At 41.1% G+C, this 10,797-nt stretch carries 8 protein-coding genes; 6 read left to right on the top strand and 2 right to left on the bottom strand.

Annotated features, from left to right (window positions below; genetic code table 11):
• Positions 1-284: 284 nt before the first annotated feature.
• The 5 genes from ppsA to QZY09_RS22785 all read left to right on the top strand — a co-directional run bounded on the left by ppsA (position 285) and on the right by QZY09_RS22785 (position 6,668).
• A complete protein-coding gene (gene ppsA / locus QZY09_RS22805; RefSeq protein ID WP_295676524.1) occupies positions 285-2,699 on the top strand; it encodes a phosphoenolpyruvate synthase in 2,415 nt (804 codons plus the stop codon).
• A gap of 21 nt (positions 2,700-2,720) precedes the next feature.
• Positions 2,721-3,287, top strand: coding sequence for an HdeD family acid-resistance protein (locus QZY09_RS22800; RefSeq protein WP_295676522.1), 567 nt, complete (start codon positions 2,721-2,723; stop codon positions 3,285-3,287).
• 33 nt (positions 3,288-3,320) lie between these two features.
• On the top strand, positions 3,321-4,478 hold the full coding sequence (locus QZY09_RS22795; RefSeq protein WP_295676520.1) for a PAS domain-containing sensor histidine kinase: 1,158 nt from the start codon (positions 3,321-3,323) through the stop codon (positions 4,476-4,478).
• A gap of 112 nt (positions 4,479-4,590) precedes the next feature.
• Complete coding sequence (locus tag QZY09_RS22790) at positions 4,591-5,694, top strand: hypothetical protein (RefSeq protein ID WP_295676518.1); 1,104 nt, start codon at positions 4,591-4,593, stop codon at positions 5,692-5,694.
• 8 nt (positions 5,695-5,702) lie between these two features.
• Complete coding sequence (locus QZY09_RS22785; protein ID WP_295676516.1) at positions 5,703-6,668, top strand: 1-phosphofructokinase family hexose kinase; 966 nt, start codon at positions 5,703-5,705, stop codon at positions 6,666-6,668.
• Positions 6,669-6,690: 22 nt separating this feature from the next.
• Here QZY09_RS22785 and idi read toward each other — a convergent pair whose 3' ends face one another.
• The gene (gene idi / locus QZY09_RS22780) at positions 6,691-7,212 is read right to left on the bottom strand and encodes an isopentenyl-diphosphate Delta-isomerase (RefSeq protein ID WP_295676514.1); all 522 of its coding nucleotides are present in this window, start codon (positions 7,210-7,212) and stop codon (positions 6,691-6,693) included.
• A 203-nt stretch (positions 7,213-7,415) separates the two neighbouring features.
• Between idi and QZY09_RS22775 the strand changes: the two genes are divergently transcribed.
• The gene (locus QZY09_RS22775; RefSeq protein ID WP_295676512.1) at positions 7,416-8,759 is read left to right on the top strand and encodes a glycosyltransferase family 39 protein; all 1,344 of its coding nucleotides are present in this window, start codon (positions 7,416-7,418) and stop codon (positions 8,757-8,759) included.
• A gap of 14 nt (positions 8,760-8,773) precedes the next feature.
• Here QZY09_RS22775 and QZY09_RS22770 read toward each other — a convergent pair.
• A partial coding sequence (locus tag QZY09_RS22770; protein WP_295676510.1) for a triple tyrosine motif-containing protein occupies positions 8,774-10,797 on the bottom strand: 2,024 nt, incomplete at its 5' end.

Below are 10,797 nucleotides of genomic sequence, written 5' to 3'. Positions count from 1 at the left end.
AAATCATTGATTTGCTTGATATTTATCTGTTTCATAATACAAGAGTATCTTATAAATGGTCTGCGCCCAATGACACGGGACACTATAAATTATGATTTCGCTCACTATTCAATAACCCGGAAAATATAAAATTGGAGGGGTTTTAAATCAATGAATGTGATACATATCATGCCTTTTGCTGATTTACATCATGTAAGCGCGGGGCGGGGCAGGGTAGTTTTGTATAATGATTTTAAATAGATACCGGTAACCTGAAATAGTTGTTTTTTTAAATATGGATCGCTATGGAAAAGTTTATAAAAAGATTCAGTGATATCAGCATAAATGATATTGCTGAAGTTGGCGGCAAAAATGCTTCGCTTGGCGAAATGTTTGTTCATTTAAACCCATTGGGTTTACATGTGCCGGATGGGTTTGCTATAACCGTTTCAGCGTACCGTTATTTTATAAAATATAACCGGCTGGAGGATGAGCTGAACAATTTAATGCAGCAATTAAACAAGGTAACCTATGCAAACCTGGCGGACATAGGGGCAGAGGCGAGGCAAGCCATTATGAATTCGTACCTGCCGGCCGACCTGGGCAATGAAATTATTGATGCCTATAACTTTCTTTTCCAAAACATGCAACAGGAAGTCGCTGTACGCAGTAGCGCTACTGCTGAAGACTTGCCCAATGCCAGTTTTGCCGGCCAACATGAATCCTTTTTGAATATAAAAGGAAGCGAGGCCCTGCTGAATGCAGTAAGGCAATGCTTTGCATCATTATATACTGACCGTGCCATTAAATATCGCGAAGACTTGGGTTTTGAACATCATAAAGTATTCCTATCGGTAGGTGTACAGCATATGATCCGGGCCGATAAGGGATGTTCTGGCGTGGGCTTTACGCTTGAACCTGAATCAGGTTTCCGGGACGTTGTACATATAGCGGGTGTTTGGGGGCTGGGCGAAAATATTGTACAGGGTACGGTTACGCCGGATGAATTCCTGGTTTTTAAGCCAACCTTAAAATTGAAAAAGAATGCGATTATTCAGAAAAACCTGGGCACTAAAAATAAGATGATGGTTTATGCTGATAAAGCCGATAAGGGTAATTCAACTATCAACAAAGACACCCCCTGGGAATTAAGGGAAAAATTTGTGCTGAAAGACCATGAAGTGGAAAAGCTTGCTAACTGGGCGTTGTTAATAGAAGACCACTATAAAAAGCCTATGGATTTTGAATGGGCAAAAGATGGTTTGAACCACCAGTTATATATCATCCAGGCCAGGCCCGAGACGGTGCACAGCCAGGAAAAGATCCCTGAGGTTAAGGCCTACGAGGTATTGGAAAAAGGGGCCGTAATCACCACTGGTGAGGCAGTAGGCGGAAAGATAACCTGTGGTCATGCGCGGATACTGAAGTCTCCGGAAGAAGCCGAAAAGCTCAATTCAGGTGATATTTTAGTAACAGATACCACCAGTCCGGACTGGGATCCTATTTTGAAAAAAGTAGCTGGAATTGTAACCAATAAAGGAGGCAGGACAAGCCATGCCGCTATTATTGCCCGGGAACTGGGGGTGGTAGCTATAGTTGGCACAGGCGACGGAACCGTAGCGATAAAGGATGGAGAGTTGATCACCCTGAGTTGTGCCGAAGGCAAAACAGCGAATGTGTATCGCGGTAAACTGGTATGGAAGGAAACAATAACCGAGACCAGCAAAGTAAAATTACCAGATGGGGTTATGGCACAGTTGATTATCGGTGACCCAGAAAAAGCCTTCCAATTGTCGATGTACCCTAATCATGGCGTTGGACTGATGCGGCTTGAGTTTATTATCAGCAATTCGGTTAAGGTTCACCCAATGGCTTTAATTGATTTTAAAATGGTGAAGGATGACGCTGAGCGGTTGGAAATCAGGAATCTTACGAATAACTATCCTGATAAGGAAAAATATTTTGTTGACAAACTGTCACAAGGAGTTGCCACCATAGCCGCTGCTTTTTACCCCAAAGAAGTAATTGTAAGGATGAGTGATTTCAAAAGCAACGAATACGCGGGTTTGGTTGGCGGCAAATACTTTGAGCCGAAAGAAGAAAACCCGATGATCGGTTTCAGAGGGGCATCAAGATATTATCACGAACGGTATAAGGAGGGCTTCAGGCTTGAATGTGAGGCCATGAAGTTGGTGCGGGATGATATGGGCCTTACCAATGTTAAGTTGATGATCCCGTTTTGCCGCACCGTTTCCGAAGGTAAAAAGGTAGTTGCGCTGATGCGCGAGTATGGTCTGCAACAGGGAAAAAATGGCCTGGAGATTTTTGTAATGGCCGAAATACCGTCGAACGTGTTGCTGGCGGATGAGTTTGCCAAAGTTTTTGATGGTTTCTCTATCGGCTCAAACGACCTTACTCAATTGACGCTGGGTATCGACCGCGACTCAGCCCTGGTAGCCGACCTGTTTGATGAGCAAAATGAAGCCAGCAAGCAGTTAATCACCAGGATGATTCAAAGGGCAAATGCACTAAACAAAAAAGTGGGTTTATGCGGCCAGGCGCCAAGCGATTCGCCTGAGTTTACTCAAATGCTGGTCGAAGCGGGAATTAACAGCATCGCTTTTAATTCAGATGCACTTTTCAGGGGAATTGAAAATATAAACGAGGCGCTGGCTAAATGTGTTAAAGAGCCGGCCGTTGAACATGAATTACTTATTTAATGAATTTAAAATTTAAAAGAAATGACAACTATTATTTATAAGACCTATAAAAGCGCCATCTCGCATTGGTGGTTGATTTTATTGGCAGGCATTGTGTTGATCGGTTTGGGCATTTGGATAATAGCTTCACCATTTCAATCATTTTTATCGCTCAGCAAAATATTTGCTATGGGCATTTTTGCAACCGGTGTTTTTGAGGTGGTTTTTGCCTTAAATAACCATAAAAGTATTGAAGCCTGGGGATGGACACTTGTTAGCGGATTGGTAGACCTTTTTGTTGGCGGGTACCTGTTTTTATACCCGTTGATTACTATGGTTATTCTGCCGGTCATTATCGGTTTTTGGATGCTTTTCAGGGGTGTTTTTGCCATTGGCAATTCCATTGATATGCGGGCGTATGGTTTTCTTGATTGGCGGTGGTTATTAACCTCGGCCATATTTGTGATCCTTTTGGCCTGTCTTATTTTAGGCAACCTGGCTTTTGGAGTAGTTAATACCATTGTCTGGACAGGCCTAGCGTTTATATGCGCCGGGATATTTCGTATCCATCTGTCTATAAAGCTGCGGAAGTTAAAACACAATTTTTAAACTTGTTAAACCTGGAAAAAGAATTTTTTTTGAATGAAAGGAAAATCGAAAATGGATTGGAATAGCATGATCACTGCATTCGATGCAAAGCAAAATTTGCTTCATTCATTAAATGCGTATCAAAAAGCGGTAAATACAGCAGCGATCGTTTCAATCACCGATAAAGGCGGAAAAATTTTATACGTAAACGATCTTTTTTGTAAAATTTCAAAGTATAACCGTAAAGAATTATTAGGTAAAAATCATCGTATTATTAACAGCGGCTTTCATCCCCCTGATTTTTTTAAGGGCTTATGGAAGGTTATTGTGAGCGGAAAAGTATGGCGCGGCGAAATTAAAAACAAAGCTAAAGACGGTAGTTATTATTGGGTAGATACTACAATTTCGCCAATTTTTAACGATAATGGAGATGTGGTCCAATATCTCTCCATAAGGACACTGATCACAGAAAGAAAAGACCTTGAACAGGAAAAAGAGCAGTTGCTGATTGATATGACCAGCAAGTATAATGATATGATGCAATTTAATTATATTGTGTCGCATAATATAAGGGCGCCAATCGCTAAGATCATAAGCCTGATCGATCTTCTGAAAGATGAATGTGTTAATAATGATTATAACGCACACGTCCTGATTAAGTATTTAACCGATTCAGCAATATCACTGGATGAAGTTATTAACGACCTGACCAATATTTTATCGGTTAGCAGGGCCGAAAATCAAAACATTGAAATTGTAAATTTACCCGGGATTATTAATTCTGTACGAGATAACCTTGAAACGCAGATACGTGAATCAGGCACTTCGTTGCAAATATATATTGATGAAGATGCGATGGATTTTTATTCAATTAAAAGCTACGTCAACAGCATTATTTTCAACCTGGTGAGTAATGCGGTTAAATATAGTAAAAGGGATATTCACCCCACTATCATCATTAAAGCAAAAAAATTTAACGGCAGACATCTACTTGTTGTAACTGACTATGGGATCGGGATCGATCTTGATAAAGCAGGTGCCGACCTTTTTGGCTTATATAAACGGTTTAATTTCAGCAAAGAAGGCAGGGGTTTGGGTTTGTATATGACAAAAAACCAGGTCGAATCATTAGGCGGAACAATTGACGTATCCAGTCACCCGGGCGTCGGTACAACATTTACCATATCTCTCCCGATAAAAGATAATAATTAAACCGGCAGCAGGCCGCCGTTGCTTTGTGCCCAACATCAATCTATTAAATGACGCCTGTCATGAATTGATAAATTATTTGAAAATACCTTTGATCATCTAAAAACTAACTGATATGAATGCGATAACAACCAATGATGAAAATCAGGTAATAGCAGCAATAAAATACAGGCCGGCCGTATCCATTATTTTACCGTTCGACTCAAAAATATCCTTAAAAAGCGAAATGGATCATAAACTGAAGATCGCGATTGAGAAAGTTAAACGGCAACTTTTGTCAGTTTACCCTGATGAAAAGGCCTATGTGGTGATTAATAAACTACAAAAGCTGATTGCCGGTTTAAAATATGATATGGCTAAAAAAAGCATAGCGATTTTTGTTTCACCATTAACTGAAAAAGTAATTTACCTTGATATCGAGGTGAAAGAGAAACTGATCATTGACGAATCATTTGAGATCCGCGACCTTGTTTACAATGAGAAGGAAGTCCTTAAATATATCCTGCTGATCTTAAGTGCTGAAACATCCAAAATGTTCCGCATTACCGGGACTGAATTTATTCACCTAAAATCTACCGTACCGGAGAATATACATGCTTATGAGAACGACATAAGCGAACGGGTTTCGAACTTTTCTGATCCCGATAATCGGAAAGAAGATGTATTAAACAAGTATGTTCAGCACATTGATCATGGCCTCACTGATGTCCTGAAGGAATTTCATTTACCGGTATTTATTGCTGGCGCTGAAAGGACACTGGGGCATTTCAAAAAAATTACAAAAAACGAAAAAAATATAGTGCATTTCATACATGGTAATTTCGTGGATTCAACAGAACCGGAAATTCTTGAACTGATGAAACCGTACACAACCAATTGGGAAAGTGTCATTGAGCGCAATGTTTTAAGGGAATTGGAAAAGGCCCTGGATCAGAAAAAACTGGCCATTGGCATTAAAGAGGTTTGGCAGGCAGCTGCGCATAAAAACACCCGTTTGCTGGTAGTTGAAAAAGATTTTATGTATCCAGCGCACCTTGGTCCTTCAACTGACAGTATCTACCAGGAGGATATAAGTTTAAACCGGCCTTTTTACATAAAGGATGCTGTTGACGAGGTGATTGAAAAAGTATTGGAAAGTGGCGGTGAAGTTGAATTTGTTGACAATGGGTCACTTAATAATTATGAACACATCGCCCTGGTTGAATATTACAGTAATTAGTAAAAAATATGATGCCATCAATTATTACGATAACATTTAACCCGGCGCTTGATAAAAGTGTGACGGTTGAGGCGTTGATCCCGGAGAAAAAACTAAAATGTACAAGCCCGATATACGAACCAGGCGGCGGCGGTATTAATGTTGCCAGGGCAATCATGAAACTTGGCGGTAGCGCAGTAGCATGTTTCCTTGCTGGCGGCGATGCAGGAAAAGAGATTGGCCGTTTACTTGCGGATGAACAGGTTGGAACAATGGTTACAGAAATTGACGGCAAAACAAGGGAAAACCTGGTGGTTTTCGAGAACTCGGTACAGGTACAGTACCTTTTTGATATGCCCGGACCCAAGATTACAGAAGAGGAGGTTTCAGCCTTTTTGCATCGCATTGAACTGGTGAAGGGGGTGAAATTTATCGTCGCAAGCGGGAGCCTGCCTGATTCTGTTCCGGTTGATGTTTTTGCCAGGATAGCTCGTATTGCAAAAAGAAAAGGTGCAAAATTGATAGTGGATACCTCAGGCGATGCTTTAAACCTTGCTTTGCAAGAAGGGGTGTACTTAATAAAGCCAAACCTGCGTGAACTGGCGCTGCTTGTAGGCGAAGAAACCCTTGAGCCGGAGCATGCGGTTGATTTTGCAAGGGAATTGATTGATAGCGGGGGCAGCGAGGTAATTGTGGTTTCAATGGGGGCCCTTGGCGCCTTAATGGTGACCAAAACCGATGTGTTGAAAATAACACCTCCTGAGTTAGATATAAAAAGCACAGTAGGGGCAGGAGACAGCCTGGTGGCCGGTATTGTACTGAGTTTAGAGGAAGGCAAAAGTATTGAGGACGCTGTTCGGTATGGTGTTGCATGCGGCTCGGCGGCAACACTTAAGCCAGGTACGCAGTTGTGTTCAAAAACTGACGCAGATGGCATATTTGAAATGATGCAGAACAAAACGGATGTTAAACCGGTGACCTTAGCAACCAGATAATTACTAATTTTTTCACTGGTGCTTAAAATATTTTTTTGTGAACTTCGATAACCCTGTCAAAGCAAATTTTCAGCCATTCGGTGTAATAGCCAGGATTTAATTTCAGGTCACTAGCAAGTTCTTTCATACTTAAAAATTTAAATGCAGCAGCTTCCTTTGGCTCAGGTATTGGCTCACTATCGTTTATACCCCAAAATACATGGTCAAATTCATGTTCCGAGAGGCCATCTTCAAGCTCAGCCTGGTAAATAAAACTGAAGGCATAATGCAATGTACACTCTATACCCATCTCTTCTTTCAGCCGGCGGTGAGCAGCTTCAATAGTTTCTTCCCCGGGGTTTGGATGACTGCAGCAGGTATTTGTCCATTTGCCGCCTGAGTGGTATTTATCAAGAGCCCTTTGCTGCAGCAATAATTGACCCTTTTTATTAAAAATAAAAACGGAGAACGCCCGGTGAAGTACACCAAGCCTGTGGGCCTCCATTTTTTCCATGGTCCCGGTCATATGATCTTGCCCGTCAACTAAAATTACGCTCTCTGTCAATTTAAATTCCTCTTATTTTAACCCAGGCTGCTTGTCCGCCGGCAAATATAATGGATTAGAGTTTTCCGGCAATTATCTTAAACAATCCTGAGTGATAGGCAAACTGGAAAATTAACTGCACCAAATATTATAAAGCGTGTGCTTTAGCCATTTAATACCTTGCAAAACAAATAAATTGTATATTTATTTGCAGATCGCTTGTCATGATAAAGAAACTTACCCGTAACCCCTGGTTCATATTCCTTCCGTTTCTTTTTTATTATGCATATGTAGTTATCATCAACAAGTGGCCAACTTTATATGGCGACGAAATCAGGTATGTGGATTTTGCCCATAACCTGATCCACGGGTATTATTCGCCTTCGCCGCCTCATATTAACCTTTGGAACGGTCCTGGTTATCCAATCATCCTCGTGCCCTTTATTGCGGTACATGTTCCTGTTTTATACATTACCTTATTAAACGCGGTATACCAGTACCTGGCAGTGGTGTTTTTATACAAAGCATCAAAATTAATTACAAGCCATAGGATCGCCCTTATTGCTGCCTTGCTTTTAGCTGTTTATCCCGACGATCAGGCAGTTCTTCCGATTTTATATACCGAAGCTTTTACCAGTTTCATGGTGTCGTTGCTTATATACTTTGTTGCTGTTGGGTATACAAAAGAAAAATCAAAGTTTATTGTCCTCGCGGGCCTGGTGTTGGGCTTTATCACCCTAACAAAAATTATTTTTGGCTATGTGCTCATTATTTGTTTAGCTGCCTGTTTATTCATGCTCCTGTTTAAAAAAAGCCGGGCTTATTACCTCAACCCGGTAAAAATATTACTCATAGCGTTTGTGGTAACGCTGCCTTATTTAGTTTACACTTATTCCCTTACAGGCAAAGCGTTTTACTGGGGCGATTCAGGCGGCATGAGTTTGTACTGGATGAGCTCGCCCTATGACCATGAATATGGCGACTGGAAAGTTCCCGACCTGACCAATAATCAATACCCGGTACTCTTTAAATCAGCAGAGGCCGTTAATCTTTTAAAGAAAAACCATTCAAAAGAGATCAAGGCTATTTTGAAACATGATGAATTTGAACAGGACGTGCTTTTCAAGCAAAAAGCAATCGATAATATCAAAAACCATCCTTTTAAATTTCTGAAAAACTATTATTACAATTTTTCGAGGATGCTGTTTAACTTCCCATATTCCTATTCCTACCAGGATGGAGCTATTGTTGAAAACATAATTATTGGTTCCTTAATTTTATGGGCATCAGTCGCAGGTATTATTTTGAGCTGGCTTAACTGGCGTCGTATCATTTCGCCGATGAAGTTTATGCTGCTGCTTACTGGTGTTTACCTGGCGTTAAGCGGGGCGTTAAGCTCATATCCACGCCAGCTGGATGTGATGGTGCCTGTTTTACTTTTATGGATGAGTTACCTGATTGCCAATATCAAAAGTATTAACCTCAAGTTTTCCGATCCACAAGGTCTGGAGGATATTGATCTGATGGAGATGACCGGAGTAGAGGTTAATAATGAAAGCGCAGTTTGAACGTAAAAAATCGATTATTCTGTCTTCTCCTTCTTCTCTATTGAAAAATCCGTGAAATAATTATACAGGTTTAGCTCAGTTGGCAATTGGAGTTTTTTCCTCAGCCGGTAGCGGCTGATTTCCACACCCCTGACTGAAATATTCAACAACTGCGCTATTTCTTTGCTCGAAAGGTTCATCCGTAAGTAAGCACATAATTTCAGATCGTGTGGGCTGAGCAGGGGATGGGTTTTCTTCAGGGTTTGTAAAAAATCGCTGTGGGTATTGTCAAAATAAGTAACAAACTGTTCCCAGTCTTTGTCCACCTTGCTTTCCTGGTTCAGGATCCTGATCAGTTTTTTTAATTCTTCCGATGGCAGATCGTTCGTGTCTTTACGTAGTTGCACTATTTCTTCCTTTATTTTGGCTAACAGTTCGCCTTTTTGCAGTAAATGCATAGCAACGGCAGCCAGTTCGGAGTTCTTGCCTAATATTTCCGATTCCAATTTTTCATTTTTCAGAGCGATAATTTCTTTTTCCGAACGATCCATTTCCAGCTGGTGCAGGTACTTGAGTCGTTTTTCTTCTTCTTTGTATACCTGCCTTTGTTTACCGAATTTCCTTTGCAGCAGGCGGTAAAACAAATAATTGAAAGCCATAAAAAGAAAACCATAAAACACGTAAGCGCAACTGGTTTTATACCATGGAGGCAGTATATTAAAAGAATAGCGGGTGATAGCTGACTCGTCACCCAAATTACCCCTCGCCCTGATCTGGAAAGTATAATGGCCGTCAGGTAAATTGGTATAATCCTTTTCGCTATGTTTCGACCAGGCTGACCACTCTTTATCAAACCCCCTTAAAAGGTAGCTATACTCAATATTGCTTTGTTTTTGATAAGATGGCGCCGAATATTCAAAATGGAGGCTGTTTTGCTGGCTCCTGAGCTGGTTTAACCCACTATTCAGGCTTGTAATATAGCCGCCATTTAAAATACTGTCAGCATCGCCGGATGCTTTAACCAGCCGCACAAGAACGCTGACGGTGCTCTTGCTTGTTTTGTATTGACGGTAATTGATATGGTAAAATCCCTTTTCTGCCCCTATAAAGATATTTTCTTCATCCAAAGGATAAATATTTTCAAAATCGCTTACCAGCTGGCCATTCAATTCCGGGAAATAGATCAAACGTGGCGAGGTCCCCGAGTAATCCACTACGCCCAGCGCTTTGCCTTCAATAAACCAAATATTTCCTTGGCTATCCTCCTTCAAATAACGAAGATCCTTTTGCTGAAACACCGGCTTAAAATATGCGGAAGGCTCAAACCGGTCGGTTTTTGCATCGTATTCATAAATGCCTTTTTCAGTAGCGGCCACCATCCGGTTTTTGATGGTGAAAAGGCGGTCTTTAAAATTTGAGGGCAGGCCGTCGTTCTCAGTATATAACCTGGTTTGCAGATTTGCCGGCGAATGAAGATCAATTTTAAAGATTCCTTTGTAATTGTGCGAAACCCAGGCGATACCATTTTTTATGATGACATATCGCGCCGATTCGTTGAATTTTATATTCCCTTCTGAGATAAATGAATGTTTGCTATGGCGAATAATATCGATCCCCTCATAGTTTCCCGCTAACAGATTGACGGAAGGCGAACTATTATTTTCCGGTGTAAAGCCCCAGTAGCCAAAGCTCGTATTTATCGGTATGGCTTTGTTTCCTTTAATTTGAAACGCACCGTCGTGGTGGGCCAGCAGCAGGTTATTATCAAGGTCAAAAAGTCCCCAGGCAGGGCCTTTGGTATTATCCACCGGTTTAAATGTTCCTTTAATTGTACTTAAATCTTTGCTGTTGTCAACCGGCAAAGTGTATAACCAGTTGGATGTACCTATGTAAAGTGAACGGTTAAACAGCCTTGCGCTGTAGCCGGTTCCTTCATTCAATTTTTCAGGATAAATATGTTTGATGGCAGTGTTGTAAGCATTGTAATCAACTCCATCGTCAAGCCCCATCCATAGGTTATGGTCCTTATCAGCAAATAAAGCCAGAACGGTATTGTTTT

It is taken from the genome of uncultured Mucilaginibacter sp., from assembly GCF_903913935.1.
In the GTDB taxonomy this organism is placed as follows: domain Bacteria; phylum Bacteroidota; class Bacteroidia; order Sphingobacteriales; family Sphingobacteriaceae; genus Mucilaginibacter.
This window is presented reverse-complemented; position numbering and strand designations above follow the sequence as displayed.

What these genes read in the sequence shown, in the direction of transcription:
- ppsA (WP_295676524.1), top strand. Translation starts at nt 285, where the DNA reads ATGGAAAAGTTTATAAAAAGATTCAGTGATATCAGCATAAATGATATT.
- QZY09_RS22775 (WP_295676512.1), top strand. Translation starts at nt 7,416, where the DNA reads ATGATAAAGAAACTTACCCGTAACCCCTGGTTCATATTCCTTCCGTTT.
- QZY09_RS22785 (WP_295676516.1), top strand. Translation starts at nt 5,703, where the DNA reads ATGATGCCATCAATTATTACGATAACATTTAACCCGGCGCTTGATAAA.
- QZY09_RS22800 (WP_295676522.1), top strand. Translation starts at nt 2,721, where the DNA reads ATGACAACTATTATTTATAAGACCTATAAAAGCGCCATCTCGCATTGG.
- QZY09_RS22790 (WP_295676518.1), top strand. Translation starts at nt 4,591, where the DNA reads ATGAATGCGATAACAACCAATGATGAAAATCAGGTAATAGCAGCAATA.
- QZY09_RS22795 (WP_295676520.1), top strand. Translation starts at nt 3,321, where the DNA reads ATGAAAGGAAAATCGAAAATGGATTGGAATAGCATGATCACTGCATTC.